The 14,865-nt window shown below is 72.6% G+C and carries 15 protein-coding genes and 1 tRNA gene; 8 read left to right on the top strand and 8 right to left on the bottom strand.

Annotated elements, in window-relative coordinates; all coding sequences use genetic code 11:
- Nucleotides 1-64: 64 nt before the first annotated feature.
- A complete protein-coding gene (locus tag ACIGZJ_RS35250; RefSeq protein WP_396461106.1) occupies nt 65-469 on the top strand; it encodes a globin in 405 nt (134 codons plus the stop codon).
- Nucleotides 470-507: 38 nt separating this feature from the next.
- On the opposite strand, the gene ACIGZJ_RS35245 is transcribed toward ACIGZJ_RS35250, so the two are convergent.
- The 5 genes from ACIGZJ_RS35245 to ACIGZJ_RS35225 form a co-directional block, all read right to left on the bottom strand.
- Nucleotides 508-1,200 (bottom strand): hypothetical protein, encoded by a 693-nt coding sequence (locus ACIGZJ_RS35245; protein WP_396461105.1) that lies wholly within the window; start codon nt 1,198-1,200, stop codon nt 508-510.
- A gap of 40 nt (nt 1,201-1,240) precedes the next feature.
- Nucleotides 1,241-1,699, bottom strand: coding sequence for an acyl-CoA thioesterase (locus ACIGZJ_RS35240; protein WP_396461104.1), 459 nt, complete (start codon nt 1,697-1,699; stop codon nt 1,241-1,243).
- Nucleotides 1,700-1,838: 139 nt separating this feature from the next.
- Complete coding sequence (gene ettA, locus ACIGZJ_RS35235; RefSeq protein WP_392935617.1) at nt 1,839-3,503, bottom strand: energy-dependent translational throttle protein EttA; 1,665 nt, start codon at nt 3,501-3,503, stop codon at nt 1,839-1,841.
- A gap of 369 nt (nt 3,504-3,872) precedes the next feature.
- A complete protein-coding gene (locus ACIGZJ_RS35230; RefSeq protein ID WP_396461103.1) occupies nt 3,873-5,342 on the bottom strand; it encodes a Cys-Gln thioester bond-forming surface protein in 1,470 nt (489 codons plus the stop codon).
- Nucleotides 5,343-5,688: 346 nt separating this feature from the next.
- Nucleotides 5,689-6,264: a single-stranded DNA-binding protein gene (locus ACIGZJ_RS35225; protein ID WP_396461102.1), complete on the bottom strand. Its 576-nt coding sequence runs from the start codon at nt 6,262-6,264 to the stop codon at nt 5,689-5,691.
- A gap of 635 nt (nt 6,265-6,899) precedes the next feature.
- On the opposite strand from ACIGZJ_RS35225, the gene ACIGZJ_RS35220 reads away from it, so the two are divergent.
- Nucleotides 6,900-6,975, top strand: a tRNA-Arg gene (locus ACIGZJ_RS35220).
- Between the two features lie 317 nt (nt 6,976-7,292).
- On the opposite strand, the gene ACIGZJ_RS35215 is transcribed toward ACIGZJ_RS35220, so the two are convergent.
- Complete coding sequence (locus ACIGZJ_RS35215) at nt 7,293-7,913, bottom strand: TetR/AcrR family transcriptional regulator (protein ID WP_396461101.1); 621 nt, start codon at nt 7,911-7,913, stop codon at nt 7,293-7,295.
- Between the two features lie 86 nt (nt 7,914-7,999).
- Here ACIGZJ_RS35215 and ACIGZJ_RS35210 point away from each other — a divergent pair, with 86 nt between their 5' ends.
- Nucleotides 8,000-8,569 carry a GNAT family N-acetyltransferase gene (locus ACIGZJ_RS35210; RefSeq protein ID WP_396461100.1) on the top strand — a complete coding sequence of 190 codons (570 nt, stop codon included), beginning with the start codon at nt 8,000-8,002 and terminating at the stop codon, nt 8,567-8,569.
- A 76-nt stretch (nt 8,570-8,645) separates the two neighbouring features.
- Here ACIGZJ_RS35210 and ACIGZJ_RS35205 read toward each other — a convergent pair whose 3' ends face one another.
- Nucleotides 8,646-8,894, bottom strand: a complete 249-nt coding sequence (locus tag ACIGZJ_RS35205) for a hypothetical protein (protein WP_396461099.1) — start codon at nt 8,892-8,894, stop codon at nt 8,646-8,648.
- A 412-nt stretch (nt 8,895-9,306) separates the two neighbouring features.
- Here ACIGZJ_RS35205 and ACIGZJ_RS35200 point away from each other — a divergent pair, with 412 nt between their 5' ends.
- The 3 genes from ACIGZJ_RS35200 (at nt 9,307) to ACIGZJ_RS35190 (ending at nt 11,260) form a co-directional block, all read left to right on the top strand.
- Nucleotides 9,307-9,612 (top strand): hypothetical protein, encoded by a 306-nt coding sequence (locus tag ACIGZJ_RS35200; protein ID WP_396461098.1) that lies wholly within the window; start codon nt 9,307-9,309, stop codon nt 9,610-9,612.
- A 37-nt stretch (nt 9,613-9,649) separates the two neighbouring features.
- On the top strand, nt 9,650-10,459 hold the full coding sequence (locus ACIGZJ_RS35195; protein ID WP_396461097.1) for an enoyl-CoA hydratase/isomerase family protein: 810 nt from the start codon (nt 9,650-9,652) through the stop codon (nt 10,457-10,459).
- A 123-nt stretch (nt 10,460-10,582) separates the two neighbouring features.
- Nucleotides 10,583-11,260 (top strand): hypothetical protein, encoded by a 678-nt coding sequence (locus ACIGZJ_RS35190; protein ID WP_396461096.1) that lies wholly within the window; start codon nt 10,583-10,585, stop codon nt 11,258-11,260.
- Nucleotides 11,261-11,278: 18 nt separating this feature from the next.
- Here the strand turns inward: ACIGZJ_RS35190 and ACIGZJ_RS35185 are convergent, their stop codons facing one another.
- Nucleotides 11,279-12,502 carry an acyl-CoA dehydrogenase family protein gene (locus tag ACIGZJ_RS35185; protein WP_396461095.1) on the bottom strand — a complete coding sequence of 408 codons (1,224 nt, stop codon included), beginning with the start codon at nt 12,500-12,502 and terminating at the stop codon, nt 11,279-11,281.
- Nucleotides 12,503-12,657: 155 nt separating this feature from the next.
- Here ACIGZJ_RS35185 and ACIGZJ_RS35180 point away from each other — a divergent pair, with 155 nt between their 5' ends.
- Nucleotides 12,658-13,308: a TetR family transcriptional regulator gene (locus ACIGZJ_RS35180; RefSeq protein ID WP_396461094.1), complete on the top strand. Its 651-nt coding sequence runs from the start codon at nt 12,658-12,660 to the stop codon at nt 13,306-13,308.
- Nucleotides 13,309-13,382: 74 nt separating this feature from the next.
- On the top strand, nt 13,383-14,837 hold the full coding sequence (locus tag ACIGZJ_RS35175) for a cellulase family glycosylhydrolase (RefSeq protein WP_396461093.1): 1,455 nt from the start codon (nt 13,383-13,385) through the stop codon (nt 14,835-14,837).
- Nucleotides 14,838-14,865 lie beyond the last annotated feature (28 nt).

Genomic DNA, 14,865 nt, shown 5'->3' with positions numbered 1-14,865 from the left:
CGCGCGGGGTCGTACACCGAAGGTCCTGGTGTACGGCCCCGTCGGCGTCTGCGACCATGGTCGGGTGAAAGAGATCCGGCGTGGCACGCTCAGCGAGGAGACCTTCTTCGACCAGGTCGGCGGGGAGCCGACCTTCCGGCGGCTGGTGCACCGGTTCTACCAGGGCGTGGCCGGGGACGAGTTGCTGCGGCCGATGTACCCCGAGGAGGACCTCGGCCCCGCCGAGGAGCGCCTCGTGCTGTTCCTGATGCAGTACTGGGGCGGCCCGCGTACCTACAGCGAGCAGCGCGGCCACCCGCGGCTGCGGATGCGGCACGTGCCGTTCAAGGTGGACCGCGCGGCGCACGACGCCTGGCTGAAGCACATGCGCGCGGCGGTGGACGAGCTGGCGCTGCCGGCCGACACCGAGCGCCAGCTCTGGGACTACCTGACGTACGCCGCCGCCTCGATGGTCAACACCGAGGGCTGAGAGCGGCCCTCCGGGCCCGGCGGCTCCCGCCTCCGTCCCTAGCGGATCGGGCTGAGGCCCAGCCCCGCGCCGGGCGCCGCCGCCGTCCGGACGGCCACCGACCCGGTCGGCGCGCTCAACCGCAGCCAGCCGCCCACCCGGTGCACGGTCAGCGGCACGCCCGGCTTGAGGAAGCCGATCACGTAGGCGGCGTGCGCGGCGCGCAGCGGCAGTTCGGGCATGGCCGTCAGCGGCCGGGACCAGATCTCGTCGGCGAGCGCGTCCAGCACCGCGCGGGTGCGGTGGTGCTCCGGGACGGCCTCGCTGCGCTCGCGGAACTCCCCCACCCCGGCCATCAGTTCGGGGTACACCTGGAGGACGGACGGCTCGCCGAGCAGCCGCCAGCCGGTCCGCGGCGGCAGCAGGCCGGCCCAGGCCGGGCCGGTCACCGGTGCGGGCAGGGTGACGGTGTCGGCCGCGGCGTCGACGCCGTCGAGGAGTTGGCCCGCCGAGACGGTGAGGTCGGCCGCGGCGTCGAGTCCGGCCAGCCGCACGGTGCGGACCGCCAGCGCGCCCGAACCGCCCAGCGGCAGGCGCCCGAAGACCGCCAGCACCCCGGCCCCCTGCTCCGCGGGCACGGCCTGCAGCCGCACCGCGGCCGCCCGGTCGAAGCGCAGCAGGCGCACCAGGAAGGCGGCCAGGTCGTCGGCCTCCCCGGCGTCGGCGAGGGCAAGGGGGGCGGTACTGGTCATCAACGCGCTTCAGCTCGCATCCGTGGGGGCTGTCAGGGGCTCAGGCGGCGGCTACGGCCGGCTCCTGGTCGAGGCCGGCCCCGTCCATGAAGCGGCTGAGGAACTCCCGCTCCACCGGGCTGATCCGGCGCGGCCGGCCCTCGGCCAGGTCGTAGGGGACGACCACGGTGGACGCCCGGACGTACACCGTCTCGGTGCCGTCCTCGGCGGTGTCCTTGATCTCGTAGGAGACCGTCAGCGAGGCCCCGCCGATCTTGGTCACCCAGGTCTCGATGGTGACCGGCTCGGGCCGGTGCACCAGCGGTCGCTTGTAGTCGATCTCGTGGCGGGCCACCACCGAGCCACCCGCGAACTCCCCCGCCCCGGCGGCGGCGGCCTGGGTGAACATGAAGTCGATCCGGGCCTCCTCCAGGTAGCGCAGGAAGACCACGTTGTTGACGTGCCCGAACGCGTCCATGTCGGACCAGCGCAGCGGACAGGCGTAGATGTGGCGTGCCACGGGTGTTCTCCTCAACCTTGTTGACCCGTCAGTACCCTACGGGCGACGGGCCTCGGCCCGGCAGACCGCCCCCGGAGGGCAGTCTGCCGGGCCGTTGTGACGCCCGGGTGTCCCGGACGCTTCGGGCTGTCGCCGATGCTCAGCCCCGGGTCAACTTCTTGTAGGTGGCCCGGTGCGGACGGGCGGCGTCCGCGCCCAGCCGCTCGATCTTGTTCTTCTCGTACGACTCGAAGTTGCCCTCGAACCAGAACCACTTGCTCTCGCCCTCGTAGGCGAGGATGTGGGTGGCCACCCGGTCCAGGAACCAGCGGTCGTGGGAGATGACCACGGCGCAGCCGGGGAACTCCAGCAGCGCGTTCTCCAGCGAGGAGAGGGTCTCGACGTCGAGGTCGTTGGTGGGCTCGTCGAGGAGCAGCAGGTTGCCGCCCTGCTTGAGGGTGAGCGCCAGGTTCAGGCGGTTGCGCTCACCACCGGAGAGCACGCCGGCCGGCTTCTGCTGGTCCGGGCCCTTGAAGCCGAACGCCGAGACGTAGGCGCGGGACGGCATCTCGACCTGGCCGACGTTGATCCAGTCCAGACCGTCGGAGACGACCTCCCAGAGCGTCTTCTTCGGGTCGATGTTGGCCCGGCTCTGGTCGACGTAGCTGATCTTGACCGTGTCGCCGACCTTGACGCTGCCGGAGTCCGGGGTCTCCATGTCCTGCAGCATCTTGAACAGCGTGGTCTTGCCGGCGCCGTTCGGGCCGATGATGCCGACGATGCCGTTGCGCGGCAGGGTGAAGCTCAGGTCGTCGATCAGGACCTTCTCGCCGAAGGCCTTGTTGAGGTTCTCGACCTCGATGACGATGCTGCCCAGACGCGGGCCCGGCGGGATCTGGATCTCCTCGAAGTCCAGCTTCCGCATCTTGTCGGCCTCGGCCGCCATCTCCTCGTAGCGGGCCAGACGCGCCTTGGACTTCGCCTGACGGCCCTTGGCGTTGGAGCGGACCCACTCCAGCTCCTCGCGGAGCCGCTTGGCGCGCTTGGCGTCCTTCTGGCCCTCGACCTTGAGGCGGGACTGCTTGCTCTCCAGGTAGGTGGAGTAGTTGCCCTCGTAGCCGATCGCGCGGCCGCGGTCCAGCTCCAGGATCCAGCCGGCCACGTTGTCCAGGAAGTACCGGTCGTGGGTGACGGCGACAACGGTGCCGGCGTACTTGGCCAGGTGCTGCTCCAGCCAGTTCACCGACTCGGCGTCCAGGTGGTTGGTGGGCTCGTCGAGGAGCAGCAGGTCGGGGGCCTCCAGCAGCAGCTTGCAGAGCGCCACACGGCGCTTCTCGCCACCGGAGAGCTTGGTGACCGGCCAGTCGCCGGGCGGGCAGCCCAGCGCGTCCATGGCCTGCTCCAGCTGGGCCTCGAGGTCCCAGGCGTTGGCGTGGTCCAGGTCCTCCTGGAGCTTGCCCATCTCGTCGAGCAGCGCGTCCGAGTAGTCGGTGGCCATCAGCTCGGCGATCTCGTTGAAGCGGTTGAGCTTCCCCTTGATCTCCTTGACGCCGTCCTCGACGTTCTCCAGAACGGTCTTGGTCTCGTCGAGCGGCGGCTCCTGGAGGAGCATGCCGACGGTGAACCCGGGCGAGAGGAAGGCGTCGCCGTTGGAGGGCTGCTCCAGGCCGGCCATCATCTTCAGCACGGTGGACTTGCCCGCGCCGTTGGGGCCCACGACGCCGATCTTCGCCCCGGGGAGGAAGCTGAGCGTCACGTCGTCAAGGATGACCTTGTCGCCATGCGCCTTGCGCACCTTGCGCATCGTGTAGATGTATTCCGCCACGTGAGATCGCTCCGGCGTCGTCGGGAGTAATTCGGCTTGCAGCCTTCCATTGTGCCGCACCCGGCCATGAGTCCCGAACGGCGCGGTTGCCCCAGCGGGGTATCCGGCCGGGCCGCTGCGGCGGGCTGCTGAGCCACCGGGCCCGCCGCAGAGGCGGTCCGGGCGGCGCTGCGGGCGGCGGACCGGGGCCTCGGGGGCAGGGCTGCGGCAGCGGCAGCGGCCGGACCAGGGTGGCGGCGCGGTCGGGGGCCAAGACGTGCAACGGCCCGGCCCCCCGCAACGGGTGCGGGGGGCCGGGCCGGTACTTCAGCAGCTCGGTGCTTCAGCAGCTCTGCGCTTCAGCACCTCGCTGCTTCAGACCCGTGGGTCTCAGGCGGTGGTGCGACCGTGGCGGCCACGGCGGCGCAGGATGAAGACCGCGGCGCCACCGGCCACGACCAGGCCACCGGCGACGGCGGCGATCATCGGGGTGGCGTCGTTACCACCGGTGGCGGCCAGGCCGCCCGTGGTGCCGGGGGCCGGGCTGCTCGCGACCGGAGCCGGGTGGGCGGCCGTGGTGGTGGCGGTCGCGGACGGCGTGGCCGTGGCGGTCGGCGTGGCCGACGGGGTGCCGGTCGGGGCCGGGGTGCTCGCCGACGGGCTGGCGGTCGGCGTGGTCACGCTGGCGACCTTGCAGTCCAGGATGCCCTTGAACTCCTTGCTGAAGCCGTTCGGGCCGGTGACGGTGATGTCGTAGGCGGTGTCCTCGGCGACCGGAACCACCAGGGTCTCGATCTTGCCCGGCTGGACGGTGATCGTCTTGCCCGGCTTCACCGTGACGTTGGCCGCCTCGTCGCCGCCGTTGGCGACGTTGACCCGGACGCCGTTGGCGTCGCACTCGACCTGGGCGTTGCTGTCCAGCAGCGCGCCCTTGCCCTGCTTCCAGGTGGCCTTGGCCTCGTCGACCACGCTGAGCTTGGTCGAGCCGGCCAGGATCATGGTCTGGCTGTGCTTCTCGGGGGTGTAGCCCTTGCTCAGGAAGACGCGGCCGCTGGGCACTACCGTCTCGGCCGAGGCCGTCACGGTGGCGGAGCCGTCCGCGGTGCCGGCCGGCACGTCCAGGAACAGCTGGGTGTCCTTGGCGACCGAGCCGGTCAGGCCGGCCACCGGCTTGCCGTCCTTGTCGACCAGCTTCACCTTGTCGGTGGCGTCGCCGGCGACCGCCAGCTTCACCTCGGCGGCACTGGAGTTGATGGTGAACGGGCCGAGCTTGGCGCCCGACTTACCCGACACCGAGTCCGGGGTCATGCTCAGCGAGGGCCTGGGCTCGGCGGCGATGCCCTTGTTCTTGTCGCTGACCAGGTAGTCCCGCAGCTGCTTGGCCTCGGCGTCGATCGGGGTGGCGTTCTTGCCGTCCGAGAACTTCCAGATCGCGGCCTGGGTGCCGGCGGCGGCGTCGTCGGCGGTGAGCTCGCCCTTGACCCCGGCCGCGGCCGCCAGCTTCGTCAGGTCGGTGACCTGCGGGTAGGAGTTCTCCAGGATCCAGCGGATCTTGGCGGCGTCCTCGGCCTTCTCCTTGCGGCCGAGCGAGCTCGACTTCCAGTCCGACTCCTGGTACTCGACACCGCTCTTGATGTTGACCGGGTGGTCGATGTCGATGCAGTACGTCCGGAGCTCGCCGTTCTTCGTCTTGAGGGTGAACAGACCGCCCTGGACGGAGTGGCCGCCCTCGATGGAGATCTCCTCGCTCTGCATGGTCGGCTGGATCACCGCCGTGACGCCCGCACCCGGCTCGTCAGCCGCAGCCGCCGCACCGGCTGCGAGCAGGCCCCCGCCCAGCACCAGGCTGGTCGTGAGCATGACAGTTGCTATGCGGGGGAGACTCCGCGCCTGCGTCTGGAACATCCGTGATCCCTCCGGGCCGGGCCCTGCCGATGGCAGCCCGCCTTGCATTGCGCGCGCCCCCTGTGGCGCCGCTGCACGTGTGTGAACCAGACGAATCCTATTGAGCCACGGAGGCGCGCAAACCCCCATGCTGAATCAGGACGATTCCGTATCTGTATCGTTATCAACCCTCCCATCATCCACACAAGCTGACGATCAGCCAGAAACTCCAGATCTTTCACATAACCGTTCCGAGATTGCGCGTTCGGGCACAACAACCGTCTCGATCAACATATTTGTCGACAGTGAGATCACCCGCCGGTCAGATCAAGACCGCCTGCTCGTCACCTCCAGTCACCCCCGCGGACACCTCGTCGGGCACTCCGTCAGGCACCCCTCCGGACGCCGCCGGCTCCGGCCTGGCGGCCGCCGCAGCGGCCTTGCGCAACGCCAGGGCGTCCACGATCCACCCCGGCACGGCGCCGCCGACCGACCCCTCGGCCAACCCCGCGACCGCCCCCGCGGACTCCCCCGCCCCCGGGGACGCCCGCCTGAAGGTCGTGGTGCCGCGACTGAGATCGTGTCCGACCGATCGGGCGTCGATCTCGACCCTGCTCCGCCGGGCCTCCCCCTCGCCCCACTCCCGCACCCTGAGCCGACCGCTCACCATGACCGGATCACCCTTGCCCAGCGACCCGATCACATGGACCGCCAGCGCCCGCCAGGCCGTCACCGAGACCCAGTGGGTGTCGCCCTCGACCCACGCGCCCGCGGCCCGGTCGTAGCGGCGCTCCGTCGAGGCCAGCCGGAAGCTCGCCATCGGCACCCCGCCGGTCGTCTCCGAGTAGCTCACCTCCGTTGCGACATTGCCGATCATCGTCACCACGGTCTCGTTCACAGAACACTCTCCGTTCTCTCCGATGCACCGTACGGAATCAACCGGTGTGAGTTGAGAGTGGACTTCCCGGGAAATCCGCACCAGGCAGATCCGAAATCCTGTGGACAAGTCCGGCTTGTGGAAAACCGACGTCACTCACAGGGGTGAATTTCAGCCCTTTCACGCCTACTTTGCGCCCAACTCTGCAAGGCCATGACAACAATCAAGCCGCTTCCCGCCGCGCCCCCGGCCCCCCGGGGGTGGCCGCCCGGCCGTCCGCCCACGTCATCCGACCGAAGGAACCCGAATACGGCCCCCCACCCGCGTCGGGGACGGCGCTTTCTCCGTGCCGAATCCATAACGGGTGAGGCGGCAGCCCCGTAACGACTGCACAACGTCCGGCGCCGAAGACCGCCAGACCGCTGCACTCACGGCCTTCACCTGCGATTATCGGACCGCTCCACCGAGGCCGACACACCCGCGACGGTGTTGTAACACCCGGCCGAGGAACTGGACACCCTTATCCTGTCCCCGACAGGGCGAGGGTCCGCCAACCCCCACCCCCACCCTCAGGTACGGGGACGGGCAGCGGGCGCCGCACGCGCCCGTCACCCGATCCCGGCAACGGTCACGCCCACCCGGGCGCCGGCTGTCCCGCCCCCATAGCTCAGCGGATAGAGCACCCGCCTTCTAAGCGGTAGGTCGCAGGTTCGAATCCTGCTGGGGGCGCCACGCCCAATTCCCGCAGGCCAGAACGGCGGCGGGGCCTTTGGGCCACCCATCCGCCCGAATATTCCGGGCACCGACCGCGCATAACCCGTGACAATGCGTGTCATGGCCGGGTCGGAAACGGCCGCGCGGGAAACACCGGCACGAACGGACCGCCCGGGCCGAACTCACCGGACGGGCCGACCCGGCCGCGCACGGCGAACAGGTCGACCGGAAACCACCGGCGAATCACCCGCCCCGCCGGCACCCGCCATCCCGGCCCGCCCACGGGCCCGCCGAAGCCCGCCAGAGCCCCTCGGCCAAGCCGAACCCCGAGCCGGTCAGCCCGCCGAAGCCGCCAGCCCCGCCAGATGCCCGTCCACCAGCGCGACCTGCCGCTCGGGCGGAAACTCCTCCGGGGCGAACAGCGCCTGCACCACCAGCCCGAGGACGAAGGCCTGCACCCCCGCCGCGAGCTGCCCGGCCGCCACCGCGTCCGGCAGCTCGCCGAGCCGCTGCGCATCCGCGACGTGCCCGGCCAGCGCCTCCCGGGCCCGCCCGTACCGGCCGGCGTGCGCGGCCGCCAGCTCGGAATCGGCCAGCGCCACGTCCCAGGAGCCGACCCAGATCCGGTTGCCCGCCGCGCTCGCCTCGTCCAGCGGGAGGATGTCCAGCAGCGCCGCCCGCAGCCGGGCCAGCCCCGCGGCGGGCGCCGCGCTGCCGTCCGCGGGTGCGGCCCGCCTCGGCCGCTCGCCGGACCGCCGGTCCAGCACGTCCAGCGCGTACGCCACCAGAGCCCGCTTGTTGGGGAAGTAGTGCGTCAACAGCCCGGTGGAGGCGCTCATCTCGGCGGCCACCGCCCGGAGCGTCAGTCCCCCGAAGCCGCGGGTGGACAGCACCCGCCAGACCGCCTCGGAGACCGCCACACGTCGGGCGTCATGGTCTCCACGGGCCGGCGTCATGGGGCTATCGTACATACCAAACGTTTGTTATGTATGACTGCGAACACCATCGCCGGCTCTCCCAGGCTCCCCCGAAAGGCCCGCCCATGTACGCCGTCCCGCTCGCCGACAACGCCGAGATGCGCCCGCTCGAACCCTGGCAGGCCCCCGAGTTCCTGGCCCACATCGACCGCGCCCGCGAGCACACCGGCGTCTGGATCCCCTGGGCCACCCGCTCCACCGACCTGGAGTCCGCCCGCACCACCCTCCAGGGCTTCGCCGACAAGCAGGCCTCCGACACCGGTCGGCTGTACGGGATCTGGCTGGACGGCACGCTGATCGGCGGGGTGATGTTCGTGCAGTTCAGCACGACCGCGGAGAGCTGCGAGCTCGGCGTCTGGACCGAACCCGCGGGCGAGGGCCGGGGCCTGATCAGCGCCGCCGTCCGGCACCTGATCGACTACGCCTTCACCACCCGCGGCCTGCACCGCATCGAGTGGTACAACGCCGTGGGCCACACCCGCAGCCGGGCCGTCGCCCAGCGGATGGGCATGACGCTGGACGGCACCCTGCGGGAGTACTCCCTGTACAACGGCGTCCGCCAGGACATGGAGCTCTGGTCGCTGCTGTCCCACGAGTGGAAGCCCACCACCGCCCAGAGCCCCACCGCCGCCTGACACACCGCCGCCTGACACGCCACCGCGCGGAGCCCGGTCGGCGCACCGCCGGGCTCCGCGCGACAGGCCCTGGCCGTCAGGCGGCGAGCACCCGCTCCACCTCCGGGCGGCGCACCGCCACCCGCAGCCTCAGCGCGAGCACCAGGACCAGCACCATCAGCCCGCCCGCCAGCAGGAACACCAGGTCCACCGAGTCGGTGAGGCTGCGCACCGCGTGCTCGTGGGCCGCCCCGCCGAGCGTCCGGACCGAGCCGAGCGTCGCACCGGGCTCCGCCGCGGCGAAGGCCCGGGCCAGCACCGTGCCGAACAGCGCGGCACCGAGCACGCTGCCGAGGGTCTCGAAGAACCGGATTCCGGGGTGGCGACCCCGAGGTGCCGGGCCGGGGCGGCGTTCTGGACGACCTGCACCAGCCGGCCGACCAGCTGCCCCAGGCCGCAGCCGAGCAGCACCAGTTCGGCACGGACCATCCAGAGGCCGGTGTCCGGCCCGCCGAGACCGAGCAGGCCCAGGGCCACCGCCGCACAACCGGCACCCGCCACCAGGAAGGTCTGCGGCGACCAGCCCCGCGCGGTGAGCCGGCCGGTCACCAGTCCGGCCGCCGTCATCCCGGCCGCCATCGGGATCAGGTAGAGGCTGGCCGAGGTCGCGGCGACCCCGCGGAGGCACCGGGTTCACGACCGCACTGGCCGGGTTCGACCCGACGACCGGTCTGAGCGACGATCCGGCGGTACTCGACGTGGTCCGGCTGATCCACCAGACCCCGGTCCTCGCCCTGCGCGCCACCGCCGTCTTCGGCGCCAAGGCGAACGCCCTGCTGTCCGCGGAGCTCCTCGCCGAGGTCCCGGCCCACGATCCGCTCACCGCCCGGGTCGCCGCGGCCCGACTGCTCAGCGTGCGACTGGCCCTGACCCGGGAGAACCAGCGCCGGATGCTGGCCGGAGAGCGGGCCGCGACCGTACTGCCCGAGGCCCTCGACAACGCCCGGCGGGCCTTCGCACTGGTCGAACGGGGACTCGGCGACTACCCCGCCGCCGCCTCCTGAGAGAGTGGCCGCACCCACGAGACCCCCGGAGGTGCGCATGGCCCAGCCGCTGCTCACGCAGGACCGCTCCCCGCTGCCCACCCACGTCGACGGCCTGCACGCCTACGTCGGCGAGGACGGCGTGGCGGTACTGGAGTTCGCCCGGCCGCACCGGCGCAACGCCATCACGCTGGCGATCTGGCAGGCGCTGCCCAAGGTCCTGGTCCGGCTCGCCGAACAGCCGGGCGTCCGCGCCCTGCTGGTCACCGGGGCCGGAGGCACCTTCAGTGCGGGGGCGGACATCGCCGAGCTGGCCGAGGTCTACGGCGACCCGGACCGCGCCGACGACTACCACGCGGTCAACGTCGCCGCCGAGGAGGCGCTGGCGGCCTTCCCCCACCCGACCATCGCGGTGGTGCACGGCGCCTGCGTCGGCGGTGGCTGCCAGTTGGCCGTCGCCTGCGACCTGCGGTTCATCGCGGACGACGCGCGGATGGGCATCACCCCGGCCAAGCTGGGCGTGGTCTACCCGGCCGTGCCCACCCTGCGGCTGGCCCGGCTGGTGGGCCCCGCCCAGGCCAAGTACCTGCTGTTCTCCGGCGAGTTGGTGACGGGCCTGCGCAACACCGTGATCGGCCTCGCCGACCGGGTCGTGCCGGGCGGGCAACTGGACGGGAGCGCGCTGGAGTTCGCCCGACTGCTGACCAGGCGGTCGCCGCAGACCATCGGCGCCGTCAAGGCCGCGCTGGCCGTCCCGCCCGAGGAGGCGGCCGCCGCCCTGGCGCCCTGGGAGCGCCGCTCCCGCGAGGCCCCGGACGTCCGCGAGGGCCTGGCCGCCTTCCTGGAGGGCCGCGAACCGCGGTTCTGAACCGCCCGCACCCCGCCCATACGATCATCCGACGCCCGACGCCCGACCACCGCCGCCCGACCACCGACGCCCGACGCCCGACCACCGACGCCCGCCGACCGACCCGCCTGGAGCACCCACCCGATGGCCGAGCCGACCACCACGCCGACGACCGGATCCCCGGCCGCGCCGACCGCCGGGCCTTCAGACGCGCCGACCACCGGCGCCGGGCCCTCGACCGGGCCCTCGGCCGCGACCGACTGGGCCCGGCGGATCACCGACGGCGTCGAGCCGAAGAACGTGATCATCGCGGTACTGCCGCTGGTCGGCGGGCTGCGCTACGGCTGGCAGGGCGTGGGCTGGGCGGCCTTCGCCGCACTGTTCGCGGCCGTCATCCCGACCTGGTTCATCCGGCGCGGGGTCCGCCGGGGCAGCTGGGAGGACCGCCACGTCGGCCGGCGGCAGCGGCGGCTGGTGGTGATCCCGTTCGTCATGCTCTCGGTGCTGACCAGCCTCCTGGCCATGCTCCGGCTGGACGCCCCGACGGACATGGTCGCGATGGTGCTGGCCATGTTCGCCTCGCTGATCCCGATCCTGGTGATCACCGTCTGGTGGAAGGTCTCCATCCACACCGCGGTCGCCGGCGGCGCCGTGGTCTGCCTGGCCATCGCGCTCGGCCCGTGGTGGCTGCTGCTGGGCCCGCTGGTCGCGGTGATCGGCTGGTCCCGGGTGGTGCTGCGGGACCACACCACCGCGCAGACCCTGGTCGGCGCGGTGGTGGGCGCGCTCGCCGCCGGGCTGACCTTCTGGTCCGCCCGGTAGGCCCGCGCACACACGGGCCTACCGGATCGGCATCCCCGAGATCGCCCGGGCGATCACCAGGCGCTGGATCTCGCTGGTGCCCTCGAAGATCGAGTAGATCGCGCTGTCCCGGTGCATTCGCTCCACCGGGTACTCCCGGGTGAACCCGTTGCCGCCGAGGATCTGCATCGACTGCGCGGTCACCCACTTCGCCGTCTCGCCCGCGTAGAGCTTGGACATCGAGCCCTCGGCCGAGGTGAACGGCTGGTTGTTGGCCGCCATCCAGGAGGCCCGCCAGACCAGCAGCCGCGAGGCGTCGATCCGGGTCTTCATGTCGGCCAGCTGGAAGGCCACGCCCTGGTTGTCGATGATCGGGCGGCCGAACTGCACCCGGGTCTTGGCGTAGTCCAGCGCCACCTCGTACGCGGCCCGCGCGATGCCGATCGCCTGCGCGCCGACGGCCGGGCGGGAGGCCTCGAAGGTCGCCATCGCGGCGTTGCCCCTCCCCCCGGAGCGCTTGGCCCCCTCGCGGGCCCGGGCCAGCCGCTCGTCCAGCTTCTCCTTGCCGCCGAGCAGGCAGCTGCCGGGCACCCGGACGCCGTCCAGGACCACCTCGGCGGTGTGCGAGGCGCGGATGCCGTGCTTCTTGAACTTCTGGCCCTGGCTCAGCCCGGGCGTACCGGGCGGCACCACGAAGGAGGCCTGCCCGCGCGCGCCGAGCGCCGAGTCGACGGTGGCCACCACGACGTGGACGGCGGCGATCCCGCCGTTGGTGGCCCAGGTCTTGGTGCCGTTCAGCACCCACTCGTCCTTGGCCTCGTCGTAGACCGCCCTGGTGCGCAGCGCGGAGACGTCGGAGCCGGCGTCCGGCTCGGAGGAGCAGAACGCGGCGACCTTGACGTCGTCCGGGGTGCCGAACATCTGCGGCGCCCACGTGCCGATCTGCTCGTCGGTGCCGTTGGCGAGCACCGCGACGGCGGCCAGCGTGGTGCCGACGATGGCCAGACCGATGCCGGCGTCGCCCCAGAACAGCTCCTCCATGGCGATCGGGATGCCCACGCCGGAGGGGTCGAAGTACTGCTGGGCGTAGAAGTCCGGCGAGTAGAGGCCGAGTTTGGCGGCCTCCTGGATGACCGGCCAGGGGGTCTCCTCGCGCTCGTCCCACTCGGCGGCGGCGGGGCGCATCACCTCGGCGGCGAAGCCGTGCAGCCAGTCGCGTACGGCGAGCTGGTCCGCGCCCGGGTCCAGCGAGAACGTGCTCATGATGCCTCCGGTCGATGTGGGGGTGGGGGCCGGTGTCGGACAGGTGTTACCGGCGGTAACATCGTCGGGAGTCTGCTACTCATAGGTAGGAAATGTCAACGCCCGCCCTCTGGCCTGAGCCCCACCGGCCGGACCGGCCAGGAGGAGCCACCCCCATGCCCCCCGCCGCACCCACCAGCCCCGCCGAGCCGCGCCGCGAGCAGCTGCTCAACGCCGCCGACCGGGTGGTCCAGCGGGACGGGCCGGGCGCCAGCATGAACGCCATCGCCGCCGAGGCGGGCATCACCAAGCCGATCCTCTACCGCCACTTCGGCGACCGGAACGGCCTGATCGGCGCCCTGACCGAACGCCACACCAGCGGCCTGCTGGCCGCCGTGCGGGCCGCGCTCAGCGAACCGCTGGAGCGCCGCGACCGGGTCGAGCACGTCCTGGACACCTACCTCGCCGGCATCGAGGCCCGCCCGCAGGTCTACCGGCTGCTCACCCACCCCGAGCCGGGCGACCCGAGCGGCGTCGGCAACGCGCTCGCCCCCGCCCTGCGGCAGATCGCGGAGGAGATCACCCGGGCCGTGCAGAGCCAGGTCGACCTCGGCGCCGAGCGGGAGCTGCTCGCCGAGGCCTGGGGCCGGGGCATCACCGGCATGGTGCTGGCGGCCGGCGACTGGTGGCTGGAGAGCAGACCCTGCTCGCGCACCCGGATGGTCCAGGCCCTCGCCGACCTGCTCTGGGGCCGGCTCGCCGCCGCGGCCGACCTGCCCACCGCCGCCCTGCCGACCATCCCGGCCGAGGCACCCGCGGCCGACTGAACCCTTGTGCGGCGCATGCCGGACCCGGCATCATCGGGCCCCACCCTCCCTCCGCGAGATCCCGCGAGGTCCCGATGCGCTTGCACCGCACGGCCGTTGCCCTCCTGCTCGCCGCCGCCGCAGCCCTGGCCACCACCCCGGCCGAAGCCCGACCCGCCTCCCCCCGGGCCGGGTTCCCGGTCGCCGCGGCCACCGGCGCGGACGGCCGCACCGGCCTCGCCGACGCCGACGGCCGGCTGCTCCAACTGCGCGGCTTCAACCTCGACAAGTACGCCGAGACCACCGAGGCGGACATCAGGTCACTGGCCGCCCAGGGCTTCACCCTGATCCGGGTGGCCGTCTCCTGGAACCGCCTCGAACCCGACCGCGGCCGGCTCGACCCGGTCGAACTGCGCCGGCTGCACCGCCTGCTCGACTGGGCCGAGCGCTACGGCGTGCTCGCCCTGGTCGACTTCCACCAGGACGTCTACGGGCCGAAGTTCGGCGGCGGCGACCGCGGCATCCCGCTCTGGGCCACCCGCGACGAGGACCTGCCGTTCACCCCCGACCCGGACGACTGGTTCGCCGGCTACTTCCAGCCCGCCGTCCAGGCCGCCTTCCGCCACCTCTACGACGACCCGGACCTGCGCAGCTGGCAGGCCGACTTCTACACCCGGCTCACCCGTGAACTGCGCGGCCACCGCTCACTGCTGGGCTACGACCTGTTCAACGAGCCGTTCGGCCCGGTGGACGGCGACCCGACCGACCCGGCCGTCCTCGCCGCCGCCTCCGCCGCCCTCGAACAGGGCCGCCTCGCCGACATGTACCGCCGCCTGATCCGGGCCGTACGCCAAGTGGACACCCGCGCCTGGCTGTTCGTCGAACCGACGGTCCTGGTCGGCCAGGGCGTGCCCACCCGACTGCCCGGCTTCGCCGACCCGCGCCCTGGCCCCTCCCGGCTCGGCTACGCGCCGCACTTCTACGACACCGCCGTCGAGTCCGGCGCCGACTGGGACCCGTCCGGCGGGTTCATCGAGCACTACACCGCCGCGATCACCGCGTACCCGGCCGCCCACCGGCTGCCCGTCCTGGTCGGCGAGTGGGGTCCGCCCGACTCCCGCACTCCGGGCAACACCCGGCTGGTCCGGGGCCAGGTGGCGGCCATGGACGGCTTCGCCGCCGGCTGGGCGATGTGGTACTGGTGCCGGGGCGACGGCGGCTACTGCGCGCTCGATCCGGCCGGCCGGCCCGCCCCGGGCGACGAGCCCGCCTTCGGCCCGTACCCGACCGCCCTCGCCGGCCGCGCGCCCGCGCTCACCGCGACGGCCGCCGGCCACACCCTGCGCTACACCGCCGACGGCACCGGCCACGCCACCGAACTCGCCCTGCCCGCGGCCGCGTTCCCGAACGGCGCGCGGATCACCGCGACCCCCGCCACCGCCCGGGTCGAGCTCGACCAGCCGGGCGGCGGGCAGGCCGGCACCGCCCGGATCCGCCTCCCCCACGGCCACCCGGGCACCCCGGTCACCGTCACCATCACCCCGCGCTGAGCCCCGCGCGACCGTTCGACGGAGACGG

It is taken from the genome of Kitasatospora sp. NPDC052868, assembly GCF_044547105.1.
Lineage (GTDB): Bacteria > Actinomycetota > Actinomycetes > Streptomycetales > Streptomycetaceae > Kitasatospora.
The sequence above is the reverse complement of the archived record's forward strand: the minus strand, read 5'-3'. Positions and strand labels throughout refer to the sequence as shown.

What these genes read in the sequence shown, in the direction of transcription:
- ACIGZJ_RS35245 (WP_396461105.1), bottom strand. Translation starts at nt 1,200, where the DNA reads ATGACCAGTACCGCCCCCCTTGCCCTCGCCGACGCCGGGGAGGCCGAC.
- ACIGZJ_RS35230 (WP_396461103.1), bottom strand. Translation starts at nt 5,342, where the DNA reads ATGCTCACGACCAGCCTGGTGCTGGGCGGGGGCCTGCTCGCAGCCGGT.
- ACIGZJ_RS35215 (WP_396461101.1), bottom strand. Translation starts at nt 7,913, where the DNA reads ATGACGCCGGCCCGTGGAGACCATGACGCCCGACGTGTGGCGGTCTCC.
- ACIGZJ_RS35210 (WP_396461100.1), top strand. Translation starts at nt 8,000, where the DNA reads ATGTACGCCGTCCCGCTCGCCGACAACGCCGAGATGCGCCCGCTCGAA.
- ACIGZJ_RS35195 (WP_396461097.1), top strand. Translation starts at nt 9,650, where the DNA reads ATGGCCCAGCCGCTGCTCACGCAGGACCGCTCCCCGCTGCCCACCCAC.
- ACIGZJ_RS35190 (WP_396461096.1), top strand. Translation starts at nt 10,583, where the DNA reads ATGGCCGAGCCGACCACCACGCCGACGACCGGATCCCCGGCCGCGCCG.
- ACIGZJ_RS35185 (WP_396461095.1), bottom strand. Translation starts at nt 12,502, where the DNA reads ATGAGCACGTTCTCGCTGGACCCGGGCGCGGACCAGCTCGCCGTACGC.
- ACIGZJ_RS35180 (WP_396461094.1), top strand. Translation starts at nt 12,658, where the DNA reads ATGCCCCCCGCCGCACCCACCAGCCCCGCCGAGCCGCGCCGCGAGCAG.
- ACIGZJ_RS35175 (WP_396461093.1), top strand. Translation starts at nt 13,383, where the DNA reads ATGCGCTTGCACCGCACGGCCGTTGCCCTCCTGCTCGCCGCCGCCGCA.